This window comes from Paenalkalicoccus suaedae (assembly GCF_006965545.2).
GTDB lineage: Bacteria > Bacillota > Bacilli > Bacillales > Salisediminibacteriaceae > Paenalkalicoccus > Paenalkalicoccus suaedae.
Genome location: NZ_CP041372.2, coordinates 2,817,075 through 2,831,886, shown reverse-complemented (window position 1 = coordinate 2,831,886; position 14,812 = coordinate 2,817,075). Strand labels below are relative to the sequence as shown.

Annotated in this window: 10 protein-coding genes, 1 pseudogene and 1 riboswitch; of the genes and pseudogenes, 9 read left to right on the top strand and 2 right to left on the bottom strand. The window is 45.2% G+C overall.

What is annotated here, in order from left to right:
• Positions 1 to 754: 754 nt before the first annotated feature.
• Positions 755 to 873, top strand: a riboswitch (SAM riboswitch).
• Between the two features lie 160 nt (positions 874 to 1,033).
• The 8 genes and pseudogenes from FLK61_RS15175 to secY all read left to right on the top strand — a co-directional run bounded on the left by FLK61_RS15175 (position 1,034) and on the right by secY (position 10,737).
• A complete protein-coding gene (locus tag FLK61_RS15175) occupies positions 1,034 to 2,818 on the top strand; it encodes a PLP-dependent aspartate aminotransferase family protein (RefSeq protein WP_176010214.1) in 1,785 nt (594 codons plus the stop codon).
• A gap of 20 nt (positions 2,819 to 2,838) precedes the next feature.
• On the top strand, positions 2,839 to 3,846 hold the full coding sequence (locus tag FLK61_RS15170) for an aliphatic sulfonate ABC transporter substrate-binding protein (RefSeq protein ID WP_176010213.1): 1,008 nt from the start codon (positions 2,839 to 2,841) through the stop codon (positions 3,844 to 3,846).
• Between the two features lie 28 nt (positions 3,847 to 3,874).
• Positions 3,875 to 4,732 (top strand): ABC transporter permease, encoded by an 858-nt coding sequence (locus FLK61_RS15165; RefSeq protein WP_430708769.1) that lies wholly within the window; start codon positions 3,875 to 3,877, stop codon positions 4,730 to 4,732.
• A 14-nt stretch (positions 4,733 to 4,746) separates the two neighbouring features.
• Positions 4,747 to 5,505, top strand: a complete 759-nt coding sequence (locus FLK61_RS15160; RefSeq protein ID WP_176010212.1) for an ABC transporter ATP-binding protein — start codon at positions 4,747 to 4,749, stop codon at positions 5,503 to 5,505.
• Positions 5,506 to 5,523: 18 nt separating this feature from the next.
• Positions 5,524 to 7,233 carry an acetate--CoA ligase gene (gene acsA / locus FLK61_RS15155; RefSeq protein WP_176011260.1) on the top strand — a complete coding sequence of 570 codons (1,710 nt, stop codon included), beginning with the start codon at positions 5,524 to 5,526 and terminating at the stop codon, positions 7,231 to 7,233.
• Positions 7,212 to 8,450, top strand: coding sequence for a homoserine dehydrogenase (locus tag FLK61_RS15150; protein ID WP_176010211.1), 1,239 nt, complete (start codon positions 7,212 to 7,214; stop codon positions 8,448 to 8,450). The genes acsA and FLK61_RS15150 overlap by 22 nt, the downstream gene beginning before the upstream one ends.
• A 165-nt stretch (positions 8,451 to 8,615) precedes the next feature.
• Positions 8,616 to 9,155: pseudogene (locus FLK61_RS15145) on the top strand (DsbA family oxidoreductase); the annotation flags it as partial.
• 280 nt (positions 9,156 to 9,435) lie between these two features.
• Positions 9,436 to 10,737: a preprotein translocase subunit SecY gene (gene secY / locus FLK61_RS15140; protein ID WP_176010209.1), complete on the top strand. Its 1,302-nt coding sequence runs from the start codon at positions 9,436 to 9,438 to the stop codon at positions 10,735 to 10,737.
• Between the two features lie 952 nt (positions 10,738 to 11,689).
• Here secY and FLK61_RS15135 read toward each other — a convergent pair.
• Positions 11,690 to 12,010, bottom strand: a complete 321-nt coding sequence (locus FLK61_RS15135; protein WP_176010208.1) for a spore coat protein — start codon at positions 12,008 to 12,010, stop codon at positions 11,690 to 11,692.
• The gene (locus FLK61_RS15130; protein ID WP_176010207.1) at positions 12,007 to 12,231 is read right to left on the bottom strand and encodes a hypothetical protein; all 225 of its coding nucleotides are present in this window, start codon (positions 12,229 to 12,231) and stop codon (positions 12,007 to 12,009) included. Before FLK61_RS15130 ends, FLK61_RS15135 begins: the two co-directional genes overlap by 4 nt.
• A gap of 193 nt (positions 12,232 to 12,424) precedes the next feature.
• Between FLK61_RS15130 and FLK61_RS15125 the strand changes: the two genes are divergently transcribed.
• Entirely contained in the window at positions 12,425 to 14,803 is a 2,379-nt protein-coding gene (locus FLK61_RS15125) for a 3-hydroxyacyl-CoA dehydrogenase/enoyl-CoA hydratase family protein (RefSeq protein WP_176010206.1), read from the top strand.
• Positions 14,804 to 14,812: the final 9 nt, after the last annotated feature.

The following is a 14,812-nucleotide window of genomic DNA, read 5'->3' as shown; positions in this document are numbered from 1 at the left end:
CAATTTGGCACTTTAGCAATTTGACTTATATAACGTATTAGCATACGTCCTTGTGGCAGAGACAGTCCACCTTAAACGAACATTAACCACCTAATTTATTTACATTTTTGCACAACATGCTCGCTTTTTAGCACAAAGTCCCCTAAATTTATCACAACAGCCTCTGATTTTAGCACCACCACCTTTAAATTCAGCACAGCCCCTCTGAAGAGCTCACCAATCTCTCTCAATAGGGTAGAGTTTGACTAACTTTTTTACAAATTATTTATCTATAATGACCTTACCGTAGGTGACCCGAAGCGTCGTTTGCGTAACTACCAGTGGTAGCCCTTCCGCGTAGCAAAAATCCTTTTGCACGGCCGCTGGCCGGGCAAAATAGTTGAGCAAGCAACCACGGTAGTAGCAAACGACGCGCAGGGGCGCCGAAGGTGCCGCCCTTGATTTTGACTTTGACCTTGCACCAAACCACAAATCACACATAAACTGTATCAAACAACCCTCATTTACCAATGTAAGTGCTTACTTATTATAATAGAAGAAACTTTTTAAATTATTCTGTCAAATCCTTTGACATACCGAGTCAAACCATGATAAGCTACGACTCATACAAATCAACGCGGACTAACAGACAACTAATCGTTTTTCACGAAAAGGTGAATAACTTTTAGAAAAGTCGAATAAACATTTGACGTAGCTGTTTAACCGTGTTAAGATTCACATTAATTAAAAATTTAACCAATTATAACTTAATGATCTCTTATCAAGAGTGGCGGAGGGAATGGCCCTATGAAGCCCGGCAACCAACACATACTCATATGTATGATGTATGGTGCCAATTCCATCAGCGTTCATAAAAACGCTGAAAGATGAGAGAGGACGAGTTTCTTTACTGAACCCGTATCTCTCTATCTTTCGATAGAGAGATTTTTTTATTGATTTTTTCCTAAAAAGAGTAGCAATCAACGAAACACGTACAACTTTTAAACTTACTTTTCCGATAAGGAAAGTCAACTTAAAACGGAGGGATTTACCAATGGCAAATAACAATTCTTTTGAAACGTACAATCCGGAGACAGTTATCTTACACGGAGGACAATCACCAGATCCAACAACTGGGGCGCGGGCCGTACCGATTTACCAAACAACATCGTATCTTTTCCACGATACCGATCACGCAGAAAGCTTATTCTCGTTAGATGAGCCGGGGAATATTTACAGCCGAATCGGAAATCCGACGGTTGATGTTCTTGAGAAGCGATTGGCATTACTTGAGGAAGGGGTAGCGGCTGTTGCAACATCGTCCGGTATGGCTGCGATCTCTTTATCCATCTTAAACGTAGCAAGCGCTGGAGACGAGATTGTTGCAGCGACAAATCTTTACGGCGGGACTTACAACTTATTCGCAGTCACGCTACCACGATACGGTATTAACGTCACGTTCGTTGATCCGACTGATCCAGATAACTTCCGTCAGGCGATCAATGAGAATACAAAGGCTGTTTTTGCTGAAACAATCGGGAATCCTAGTCTTCACGTGCTTGACATCCCGGCTGTAGCAGATGTGGCGCACGAAGCAGGCATTCCACTCATCATTGATAACACGTTCGCAACACCTTATGTAGCGAAGCCAATTGAGCAAGGTGCTGATATCGTGGTCCACTCCGCTACGAAGTGGATCGGTGGTCACGGTACAACAATCGGTGGTGTAGTAATCGACGGAGGACGCTTTAACTGGCAGTCAGAGAAGTTCCCAGTGTTTAACGAGCCAGACCCAAGCTATAACGGCATCGTGTACGCTAAGGACTTTGGGACTCTCGCCTTCATTACTAAATTACGCGTGCAACTACTACGAGACTTTGGTCCGTGTTTGAGCCCATATAACGCATTTCAGCTTATTCAAGGGTTAGAAACTCTGCATCTACGCATCGTTCGTCATAACGAGAATGCGTTAGAGCTTGCGAAGTACTTAGAGAAGCATCCAGCAGTTGATTGGGTATCGTACCCAGGGCTTGAATCTCATCCGGCTCACGAAAATGCGAAGAAGCTGTTAAGACACGGAGCAGGTGCCGTTCTAAACTTCGGAATTAAAGGTGGACGCCAAGCAGGCAGAGACTTAATCAATAATGTCTCGCTTTGGTCTCACTTAGCAAACGTAGGGGATGCAAAGAGCTTGATCATTCACCCGGCATCAACGACGCACCAGCAGTTAACTGGTGACGATCTAAAGAAGACAGGTGTACTAGAAGATCTCGTTCGACTGTCCGTTGGACTTGAAAATATTGAAGACTTGAAGAAAGACTTAGATCGCGCTCTAGCCATTGCAACAGGCGAAGGTAATTCTTCAGATAACACCGTTATTAACGACGAAGGAGTTATCAAATGGGCGCTACAAAGTCCAAATGTAACGGAAAATAATACGACACGCATTAAAACAATCGCAGTCGTTGGACTAAGTGGTACACCGTCACGACCAAGTCACCGACTTGCTCGTAAGATGCAACGACTTGGCTATAAGATTATCCCAGTCAATCCAAGAGAAACAGAAATTCTCGGGGAAAAATCATACCCTGATCTAAAGAGCATTGAAGGACCGATTGATATTGTTCAAGTATTTAGAAGCCCAGAAGCAGCCATTGAATTAGCCCATGAAGCTGCGGAAGTGAAGCCACGTATTTTCTGGTTACAAGAAGGAGTTATCTCAGAAGAGGCGGCATCGATCGCGAAGGATGCAGGGCTTGAGGTTATCCACAACCGCTGTACGTATAAAGAGGCACAACGACTAAGAGGGACAATATCCACATTCGCGTGTGAAATATAAGAAACGGAGTGAAGACGAGTATGAAAAAGACATTATTAGGACTTAGTATCGGAGCGTTAGGATTAGTAGCTGCAGGATGTGGCTCCGAATCAAACACAGAAGCAGGAACAGCAAATACGAACGACAACTCGTCAACACCCGAAACAATTACGGTAGACTACGCGTTTTATTCTCCAACTAGTCTTGTACTAAAGGAGCAAGGCTTCCTCGATGAAGTATTTGAAGGAGAAGACGTCGAGTTTGAATATGTACTAAGCCAAGGTAGTAACCGCGCACTTGAATTCCTATCAGGAGGAAGCGTTGACTTCGGTTCAACGGCTGGTGCAGCTGCATTAATGGCAAAAGGAAATAACGCACCGATCAAAAACGTGTACATTTATTCGCAGCCAGAATGGACGGCACTCGTGACAAACGAGGGAAGTGACCTTGATACTGTCGAGCAACTAGAAGGAAAGAGAGTCGCTGCAACACCTGGTACAGACCCTTATATTTTCCTCATCCGAGCATTGGACGAAGTTGGTCTAACGGAGAGCGATCTTGAAGTCGTGCCACTTCAGCACTCAGACGGTGCTAGTGCACTGGCAAACGGAGATGTTGATGCTTGGGCAGGCCTTGATCCACACATGGCTCGTCAAGAAGTAGAGACGAACGCCGAGCTATTTTACCGCAACGAATCGTTTAATACGTACGGCTTCCTTAATGTAAGAGAAGAATTCGCGGAGCAGTATCCAGACGCGGTTGATAAAGTCATTGAAGCGTATGAGCTAGCTCGTGAATGGGTGGAAGAAAATCCAGAAGAGACGATTCAAATTTTAGTAGATGAAGCAGGAATTAGTGAAGAGGTAGCCGCACTTCAGCTAGAGCGAAACAACTTTAGTAATCCACAGCCAGGTCAGGAGCACATTGATGCGTTGACAGCCGCTGGTGAAGTGTTACAGGAATCAGGTAATTTAGATGCAAGCTTAGATCTTGAGGAACTTGTAAACAGCCTCATTGATCCAGCTTATGCAGAACGTGTTATTAACTAAACTACGAATGTAAAGGAGGAGACGACTCATGGCACTTACACAGGGACAGCAAATTGAGAATCAGAAAGCCTTAAATACAGCAGAGACGAAACAGAAGAAGGTGAGCAAGGCGATGCCGTCCCATCTAGCCCGGGTCGTCTTGGGCCTTTTATTCCCAGCACTACTAATAGCCGGATGGGAGATTGGAGGTAGGCTAGAGCTGATCAACACAACGCTCGTGCCAGTACCTTCTACTATCTTAGCAACGATTACTGCACTTGCAGCCGATGGCTCCCTTTGGGGACACATCGGAATTACGTTGTACCGCATTCTTTGGGGCTTCTTCTGGGGGACAGCCGTTGCACTAGTCATTGGCTCCTTCGTTGCTATGTCCAAAGTGATTGAAGCACTACTAGATCCAACGATCCAAGCAATTCGCGCGATTCCATCGCTTGCATGGGTACCATTATTCATCCTCTGGCTTGGAATTGGAGAACCGTCTAAAGTAACACTAATCGCACTCGGTGTATTTTTCCCTGTTTATTTGAACACAGTTGGTGGGATTCAGTCCGTTGACAGAAAATTAATTGAAGTAGGAAAAGCATACGGACTTAACACATTCCAACTAGTACGTCGCATCATTTTACCAGCATCTCTACCATCCTTTTTAATCGGTCTTAGAAGTGGACTTGGACTTGGCTGGATGTTTGTTGTAGCAGCAGAGCTACTAGGAGCAAGCCAAGGTCTAGGATACCTTCTCGTGATCGGGCAAAACACATTTAGACCAGATACGATTTTAGCGAGTATTGTCCTCTTTGCGATTTTAGGAAAGCTTACAGACTTTCTACTCAAAAAACTTCAAGAGCGCGCCCTGCACTGGCAGGATAACTTAAACGGTCAACAATAAAGGAGCGGATAACAATGAGTATACAAGTAGAAAAAGTCAGCAGAACGTTTAAAGGACAGCTTGCCGTGAATGATATCTCGTTTGAGGTGAAACAAGGAGAAATAGTTGGTCTGCTTGGTACAAGTGGATGTGGGAAAAGTACGCTACTACGAGCAATCTCAGGTCTTGATACAGGCTATGACGGCACGGTACGTGTTAATGGCAAAGAAAAGCGTGGAACATCAAGTGAACTAGGTGTCATTTTTCAAGAGCCACGATTAATGCCGTGGTTGACGGTTATTGATAACGTTTGTTTTGGACTAACAGGCTCTAAAAGAGAAAACTACGCAAAGGCAAGAGAAATCTTAAACGTTGTTGGACTCAGTGACTTTGAAAAGCATTACCCGAAGCAACTATCTGGAGGAATGGCTCAGCGTACGGCAATTGCACGAGCACTCGTAACAGAGCCATCAACACTACTACTCGATGAGCCGTTCAGTGCACTTGATGCATTTACAAAGCTACAGTTGCAGGATATGGTCTTAGACCTGTGGGATAACTACCAGCCAACAATGGTTATCGTGACACACGATATTGATGAAGCATTAGCGCTGTGTGATCGCGTTGTTATTTTAAAAGGACAGCCGGGAGAGCTATATAAAAATATTGAGCTAAATCAGCCAAAACCAAGAGATAAAGCAGATACAGAGCTTGCAAAAGTAAAATCGCAAATACTAGAGAGCTTAGAAATCGGACGTAAACCAATCCGTCCGAAAGTTGTGAGGGAGGCGTAACAATTGGCACAAGTAGAAATCGAACGTACTCATATCGAAGCAGACAAAACAATCGCAAAACGTGCTAACCTTCAAAGCTATGAGAATACAAAAGAGCTATTTACATGGGATCATGCGCTACAAGAACTATCTCAGGCACCTTCTGGCAAATGGAATGCCGCTTACGAATGTATTGACCGTCACGTTGCGGAAGGCTATGGCGATAAAAAGGCGCTTCTTTTTACAGATGGTGATCACGATGAGACATTCACGTTTGCTGAAGTAAAGCACATTACGGACGGTTACGCGCACGTCTTGAAGGAATCTGGTGTGAAGGTGGGAGATCGCGTCTTTATTTTCCTCCCGAAATCTCCGGCGTGCTATTTTACGATTTTAGCAGCGATCAAAGCAGGGGCAATTGCAGGACCACTGTTTGAAGCGTTTATGGAGGATGCGGTTCGCGAGAGAATGCAGGATTGTGAAGCGCAGTATTTGATTACAGACGAGAATCTTGTGAAGAGAGTACCGTTTGATGACGTTCCTTCTTTACTTAAAACGTGGGACATCGAGGAGTTTGATCGTGAAGCACAGCAGTACGAGGATGCGGACTCGCCAATCGTTTGGTTAGACGAACAGGATGGCATGCTTATTCATTACACGTCAGGATCTACTGGTAAGCCAAAAGGTGTCTTACATGCACAAAAGGTGTTACCGCACCACCTCATCACCGGTAAATACGTGTTAGACGTGCATGACGACGATGTGTACTGGTGCACCTCTCACCCTGGTTGGGTGACAGGGAGTGTGTATGGCGTGTTTGCGCCTTGGTTAAACCGAGCAACGGTAGTAATCCACGGTGGTCGCTTTGATGCAAAAGAATGGTATAGCCTTATCGAACGCTTTGGCGTAACAATTTGGTACAGCGCACCGACCGCGTTCCGCATGCTTATGAGCGAAGGCGACCTCTATAAAGACTTTAACTTAACGTCTCTCCGCCATTTACTAAGCGTAGGAGAGCCACTTAACCCCGAAGTGATTTATTGGGCAAAGGATGTCTTCAACGCTCGCATTCACGATACGTGGTGGATGACGGAGACTGGTGGACATCTCATCGTTAACTTCCCGTCCGCCCTCATTAAGCCAGGTTCGATGGGACGTGCTTTCCCAGGCGTGACTGTAGGGATTTTGGACGAAAATAATGAGCCACTGCCTGCCAATGAGGTTGGCAAGCTTGCTGTTAAAGCACCATGGCCTGGACTCATGAAGGAGATCTGGAAAAATAAAGAGAAGTTTGATTCCTACTTTACGGACAATGGCTGGTATTTATCAGGAGATACCGCTCGCATAGATGAAGATGGCTACGTCTTTTTTGAAGGACGTGACGATGATTTAATCAAAACAGCTGGCGAACAAGTTGGACCTTTTGAAGTAGAAAGCAAGCTCATTGAGCACCCTGCTGTAGCAGAGGCGGGCGTAATCGGGAAGCCAGATGAGCTTCGTGGCCACATTATTAAGGCGTTCATTACGCTACGTCATGGCTATTCGGACTATGACGGTCTTACTGAAGAGATTCGCCAGTTTGTGAAAACGAAGCTTGCAGCACACGCGGCACCTCGTGAGATTGAAATCGTGGAAGAGCTACCGAAAACGAAAATTAGTGGCAAGATCTTACGTCGTCTATTAAAACAACAAGAGATCGAAAAGATGCAGAAGGAGGTGGCTTCCGAGTGGCAAAAGAAAAACGCGTAGCAATTGCCGGCTTTGGAACAGTAGGGACCGGCGTCTATGAAGCGCTGTATGCAAAGCGGGACAAAATCGAAAAGTTAATCGGCGGATCGTTTCGAATTCCAGTCGTGCTTGTAAAGAATACGAATAAGATTCGACCAGTTTCAGAGGAAACGCTCGTAACAAACAACGTCAACGATGTGCTAGCAGCAAACGTGGATACGGTCGTTGAAGTGACGACAGATGCTACGACAGCTTATCCATTAGTGAGACAGTTCCTTCAAAACGGGATCACCGTTGTAACAGCCAACAAAGAACTAGTGGCGAAGCACGGCGAAGAGCTATTAGCGCTCGCAAAGATCTATCATTGCAGACTGTATTTTGAAGCGGCTGTAGCTGGAGGAATCCCAATATTAACGAGTCTAAGACATACGCTTAAAACAAACGATATAACGCGTATAGAGGCGATTGTAAACGGAACGTCTAACTTCATCCTTTCTAAAATGAGGAAAGAGGGGGCTGCCTTTGATCTGGCCTTGGAGGAGGCTCAGGCGAACGGCTACGCAGAGGCTGTGCCGGACAAGGATATTGATGGCTGGGATGCGTACTACAAGTCGACAATCATTAGCCATTGGCTTTACGGTCAGGCGCCTGTATGGGCAGCGGATAAGCCGCGCGGTATTCGAGGCGTGGATGTACGTGACTTAGTGCTGGCAGAACGGTTTGACGCACGCATCAAGCATGTTGCCACGATTGAGGCGCATGAGGGTGTGGTCGCGTCTGTAGAGCCAAAGCTTGTCTTAAGCGACCATTCACTTTATGGCGTCGAAGGCGTCAATAACGGTATTCATGTCGAAGGAAGTATTGTCGGTCAGCTATTATTCCAAGGGCCTGGCGCTGGTAAATTCCCGACGGCAAGCGCGATCATCGAGGATGTCATCAACCATTGGACGGGGACGAGTGAGCAGGAGCCTGAGAGTTCGGAGCTACCTCGAGCTACTGCTAATGTGGCTGAGACCGCCGATTCGTATTTCCTCGTGACGGCAAACAAGCTACCTTCTTCGTTAGAAAATACGGTGGAGGCTGTGTCAGCGGTGGAGCGATATGATGGTCGCGAGGCTGTTATAGTGCGAGGTACATCGGATGCGCTAAGCGGGCTTGAAGTTGTTACGTTTGCGGTAACAGGTGATGTTGTAGAGGCAAGTAGTATTCGCACATCGAAGGAACGAGTCGTTAGTTAATAAATGAAATTAGCCGAGACGTTTCATGCGAGGTAGTTGCATGAGACGTTTCTTTTTTTGGTGCACACGGATTCTGCTATGATAGAGATATCTTGAATAATGGAGGGAACACGTATGACTGTAAAAGTACGTATTTATAGTGACTTTGTTTGACCATTTTGTTATTTAGCGGAGGCTCCGCTATTCGAAGCATTAGAAGGAAAGGATTTCGAGATTGAATGGCTTCCATTCGAGCTACGACCTTATCCAACAGAAACGTTAAGTCCAAAAGGAGATTACATTCAACGTGCATGGAAGCAGTCGATTGAACCTTGGGCACAGCAACTAGGCGTGACGATGCATTTAAATATGACTGATCCACACCCACACACATATCTTGCACATGAAGGTCTTTTATTTAGTAAGCAGCATGGTCGTGGCAACGACTATGCGCATAAGGTCTTCACGGCATTTTATGTAGATGGCTTAAATATAGGCGATATTAACGTGCTTCGTCAGGTAGCAGAAGACGTTGGCCTTGATGGCGAAGCGTTTGAGGCTGCTGTATCAAGCCGCGAGTTTAGCGCAGAGCGCGAGGCTCATTTAAAGCGAGCGCGCATGGAAGACGCCGTGACAGCCGTTCCAACCTTCTTTATTGGCGAAAAGAAATTAACAGGGCTCCAGTCAAAAGAAGCCTACGTACAAGCGATTGAGGAAGCGAAGTAGAATAGATAAGCTAGACCAGCATGCCTTAGGCGAGTGCTGGTCTGTTTTTTGATGGTAGTTTCTTATCAAAAAAATGATCTAAACGTGTCATATGGTCGTTTATTTAAGTAGACAATGAGAGAGACTAAAGACAGGCTAAAAAGTAAGCGCTAAAAAATCTTAGGTTATATTCCAATTTTCGCAAAATTATAGTGCAATCTAGTACGCTATGTATGGTATTATATGAGAAGCGGAACGGACCGCACGGCATTATTTTGGGGAAAGAGTAGAGGTGGAGTTTATGTTTGATGCACTTAAGAATATGTTCCGTGTAGGGGACTTACGGAATAAAATCTTTTACACTTTAGGAATACTGATCGTATTCCGAATCGGGGCTCATCTTCCGGCACCAGGAGTTAACGCCGACGCCGTAAACTTTGATAACTTTGCAGCACTAGGCTTTTTAAATACTTTTGGCGGTGGTGCGCTGGAGAACTTCTCGATATTTGCAACGGGTATTATGCCGTACATAACGGCTTCGATTATCGTCCAGCTTTTACGTATGGACGTTGTTCCTAAATTTGCTGAATGGGCAAAAGAAGGAGATGCAGGTCGACGAAAGCTTGCTATGGTAACACGTTACGGTACAATCGGTATCGCGTTTGTACAAGCACTTGGTATGTCCATTGGATTTAACAACATTATGCCAGGACTTGTTCCAAACCCATCGTTTACCACGTATTTACTCATCGCAATCACGTTAACTGCGGGTACAGCCTTCCTATTATGGTTAGGTGAACAGATCACTGCTAACGGTGTTGGTAACGGTATTTCTATCATCATCTTCGCAGGTATTGCTGCCGGTATTCCAAACGGAGTTATGCAACTTTATGCGACATACTTAGCAAACCCAGGTGAAGCACTGTTCATTAATATCGTCATTGTCGCACTCATTCTTCTTGCGATCCTTGCGATTGTTATTGGAGTTATCTACGTTCAGCAGGCGGAGCGTAAAGTACCTGTACAATACGCAAAGCAATTAACAGCTGGCGGACGTCCAAGCGGCGGCCAGTCGTCTCACTTACCATTAAAAGTTAACACAGCAGGGGTTATTCCGGTAATCTTTGCGATGTCACTCTTCATTTTCCCACCAACTGTAGCCAATTTCTTTGGTACAGAAAGTGCAGTAGCACAGTGGGTCGTTCGCGTATTTGACTATACGAATGTGTACGGAATGATTGTTTATGCCGCTCTCATCATTGCATTCGCATACTTCTATACGTTCGTTCAAATGAACCCAGAGCAAATGTCTCAAAACTTACAGCGTCAAAATGGATTTATTCCAGGTGTACGCCCAGGTAAAGCGACAGAAGCTTACATCACAAAGCTACTTTATCGTCTTACGTTCGTTGGATCTCTTTTCCTTGCTACAGTTGCAATCCTACCGCTTATCGCAGGTAGCGCAGCTGGACTCCCACCATCGATTCAAATCGGTGGTACCGGACTCCTCATCGTCGTAGGGGTAGCCCTTGATACGATGAAGCGAATCGAGAGCCAAATGATCGATCGCCGATACAAAGGCTTCATGAGAAAATCATCGTAATACGTTTTTGAAGGAAACAAAAGCAAAGCTGTCTCGCAGGTAGAAACCTGTGAGGCAGCTTTTTTTGTTATTTAGGCTAGCTTTTGATTGGTGAAGGGACAACTAGTTTAGTGCGTTAGCTCTTCGAGCTTGATTGCTAAAAAGTCAACTAGTTTCGTTCAGTTTTACTACATATTAAGGGTAAGAGGAGTCAGCTCTGCGAACGCCCTTTGACATTAGTAGGGTCTTACGATGAGCCTACTCGTCAGGCAGGAGTCGACTATGTCTCCTCCTAAGCGCCTTCCTGCGTGGTCTCATCGCAAGCCTATTCCTACTAATTGTCTCCGGGCATTCTCCGAGTCTGCCTCCTCCTGAGCTTCTATAGGGCTAGGGTAAATTCAAATGCTGGTTAAGCTTAAGTGCAAGGTCAAAACCTAAACCTAAATTTACTCAAAAGTATATATCTATTTTAAGTGTCAAAATGAAAAGAACCACCGCTGTTGTGAAGAGGAAGTACATAGTTATGAAGAGCAAGTTGCTAGAACGAACGCGGAATGACCCGGAAAACAGCGCGGAACTTGGTTAAAGTAAGGTGGAAAAAAGAAGTAATGCGGAACTTGATAGAAGTAACCCGTAAAGGAAGTGCCATTCAACAAACGAAGGCTCTTAACGTGATGCAACAACTATTTTACAAAATAACATCGAGGCAATGATCTCTCGCCTCGTATCCTCCACAAAAAAGAAGGTCAAAGATTATATATTTACCGTAACCGAAGGAGACCCGAAGCGGCGTTTGCGTAACTACCCGTGGTAGCTCTTTCGCGCAGCGAAAATCCTTTCTGACGGCCATTGGTTTGGCCGTCAGAAATAGTTGAGTAAGCATCCACAGGTAGTAGCAAACGCCGCGGAGGGGCTCCGAAGGTGCCCGCCTTTGACCTTAATCTCGTCCTTGACCTTAATTTTCCCCTACCACCTAGTTCTGATAAGGAGACTGCTCCATATATCCACTAAACTGCTGATACGTTTGCTGCAACTTCTGCGCATCGACAGCTTCAAGAGAATACCAGCCATAAGCAAACATCGTGTTAAAAATATCACGCTGACATCGCTGAGACTCTTCAAAGATGCTAAACACATCTTCAAACAATCGCGAATGACTGGACTCGTTCATCGCCGTTGAATACGCATCCGTAATATATTTTTCTACTGTAAGCATATCAGTTAGTAAGTCACGATCATTTAGCGCAGGAGTCTGAGGGACGGGAGTTGCTGGATTCGTGATTTTTTGTGTCATTGTACGTGACCTCCAGGTTGCAAATGTGTAAGAAGCTTTTGGTAGTGGCGCTCGTGCATGCGACCGGCGGCAGTTAGCGTCTCCTTTAAACTTGGGTCCGTGCACTGCTCAGATAAGGCATTTGCCTTTTTCATCGCAAGCAAATTCCATGAGAGCATGTCCTCTAAATAGAGGTGATCCTTCACCGTAATGACATCAGGTGGTTGCGTATTATTTTGCATGTAAATGCCTCCTTCAAAATACGTTCATTTCGTAAGATCACCATTTCACAGAAAAAATATACGAAAAAGTTCCACAATTATGGTTGCAGAATTGGCAGAAATTATATATAGTAACGGTAACGGATTTATTTTTTTCGTGTAAAAATGAATGAGTGTTCATTCAAAAAATACGTATCAGAAAGAGGAGGCCTTCATGAGACACATTAAAAAGGCGGCGGTCTTAGGCTCAGGCGTCATGGGTTCAGGCATTGCAGCTCACTTAGCTAATATTGGTATACCAACCATGCTTCTTGATATTGTTCCAAAGGAAGAGGCGCAAGGAGATTCATCTGTTGCTACCGCAAGAAAAACAGAGCGAAACGTACTTGCAACAAATGCAATTAAGCAGCTTCAAAAACAAAAGCCCGCTCCACTCGCTCGCAAAGAGAATGCAGCACTCATTACTCCAGGAAATTTCGAAGACGACTTTGAGAAGTTAAAAGACGTTGACTGGATCATTGAGGTTGTTGTTGAAAACTTAGAAATTAAAAAGCAAGTTTTCACGAAAGTAGAGGAATTTAGAAAGCCAGGCACGATCATCAGCTCCAACACATCTGGTATTTCGATAGAGGCAATGACAGAAGGACGCTCGGAGGACTTTAAAAAGCACTTCCTTGGCACGCACTTCTTCAATCCACCTCGTTACCTAAAGCTACTTGAAGTGATTCCGACAAAGGAAACGGACCCTGAAGTACTATCCTTCATGAAGCAATTTGGTGAAGACGTTCTTGGGAAGGGCGTTGTAGAAGCAAAAGACACGCCTAACTTTATCGCGAACCGTATCGGCACATACGGACTGCTTGTAACGGTGCAGGAAATGATGCGCGGAGGGTATTCTGTTGGAGAGGTTGATTCTGTAACTGGACCGGCATTAGGTCGTCCGAAGTCAGCTACATTCCGTACGCTTGACGTCGTTGGTCTGGACACGTTCTTACATGTTGCGAAAAACGTATACGACCAAGTAGAAGGACAGGAGCAAGAGACATTTGATCCTCCTGCATTCATGAAAAAAATGGCGGAGAACGGCATGCTTGGTGCGAAATCCGGCAAAGGATTTTTCTATAAAGAAAAGACAAAAGAAGGTAGCGAAATTAAAGAATTAAACTACGAGACCTTTGAATATGAAACGCGTAAAAAAATGAAAGCGCCTTCTATCCAACAATCGAAGCAGGCTAAGGGCAAAGCGGCGAAAATTCAAACGCTAGTTTACGCGAACGATCGCGCTGGAGAGCTCGTTTGGAACATCTTAAAGCCAACGCTACTCTACTCAGCGGAAAAAGCGTTTGAAGTAGCGGACTCGATCTATGACATTGATCAGGCGAAGAAGTGGGGCTTCGGCTGGGAGCTCGGACCATTTGAGACGTGGGATGCCATTGGCGTTGAGAAGTCGGTAGCACGTATGAAGGAAGAAGGCGAGACGATTCCATCGTGGGTAGAAGAGATGCTTGCAAGTGGAAAAACGAGCTTCTACGAAGATCGCACTACGTACTACGACAACGGGTCTTACACGAAAGCTGAAATTAACGAAAAAGTGATTAACATTAAGAGCCTAAAAGATTCAGGCAACGTAATCATGAAAAACACGGGCGCCTCGCTAGTCGATTTGGGAGACGGGGTTGCAGTTCTAGAATTCACTTCTCCGAATAACTCGATCGGACTTGATGTCATGCAGATGATCAATAAGTCTATTGATGAAGTCGAGAAGAATTACAAAGGGCTTGTTATAAATAACCAAGGGAAAAACTTCTGTGTTGGCGCCAACTTGATGATGATTTTGATGGAAGCGCAGGATATGAACTTCCCTGAGATTGATTTAGTTGTCCGTCAGTTCCAGCAGTCCATGGCGAAAATTCGCAACTCGGAGAAGCCAGTTGTAGCAGCACCGTTTGCAATGACGCTCGGTGGAGGTACCGAGATTTCCCTACCAGCCGCAAGCATTCAAGCGTCAATGGAGACGTATATGGGGCTTGTAGAAGTGGGAGTTGGACTTATCCCTGGCGGTGGAGGAAACAAGGAGCTTTACTTGCGCCACCTAAATAACCTGCCAAAAGGAGCGAGCCTAGACTTACAGGCTGTAGCAAACAACGTGTTTGAAACGATTGCGATGGCGAAAGTGAGCACGAGTGCGCAGGAAGCAGAAGATTTAGGGTTTATTCGTCCAGAAGACGGCATCAGTATTAACGGAGATCATCTCTTACATGACGCCAAGCAAAGGGTTATCCATCTTGCTGATTCTGGCTACCGTGCACCAGCACGTGAAAAGATTCAAGTCGTTGGAGAGCCGGGCTACGCGGCAATGCTATTAGGTGCGAAGACGATGAAGTTTGGCGGACTCATTTCTGACCATGACCTCAAAATCGCTGAGAAATTAGCATTTACCATCGCTGGTGGTCGTGTACCTCGCGGATCATTTGTTGATGAGCAGTACTTATTAGATATTGAACGCGAAGCATTCTTAAGTTTAGTAGGAGAGCCAAAAACTCAAATGCGTATGCAACATATGCTCACAAAAGGCAAGCCATTACGTAACTAAGGGGAGGGA

Coding starts and splice junctions, on each gene's coding strand:
- secY (WP_176010209.1), top strand. CDS start 9,436: ATGTTTGATGCACTTAAGAATATGTTCCGTGTAGGGGACTTACGGAAT.
- FLK61_RS15160 (WP_176010212.1), top strand. CDS start 4,747: ATGAGTATACAAGTAGAAAAAGTCAGCAGAACGTTTAAAGGACAGCTT.
- FLK61_RS15165 (WP_430708769.1), top strand. CDS start 3,875: ATGGCACTTACACAGGGACAGCAAATTGAGAATCAGAAAGCCTTAAAT.
- FLK61_RS15170 (WP_176010213.1), top strand. CDS start 2,839: ATGAAAAAGACATTATTAGGACTTAGTATCGGAGCGTTAGGATTAGTA.
- FLK61_RS15175 (WP_176010214.1), top strand. CDS start 1,034: ATGGCAAATAACAATTCTTTTGAAACGTACAATCCGGAGACAGTTATC.
- FLK61_RS15125 (WP_176010206.1), top strand. CDS start 12,425: ATGAGACACATTAAAAAGGCGGCGGTCTTAGGCTCAGGCGTCATGGGT.
- FLK61_RS15130 (WP_176010207.1), bottom strand. CDS start 12,231: ATGCAAAATAATACGCAACCACCTGATGTCATTACGGTGAAGGATCAC.
- FLK61_RS15135 (WP_176010208.1), bottom strand. CDS start 12,010: ATGACACAAAAAATCACGAATCCAGCAACTCCCGTCCCTCAGACTCCT.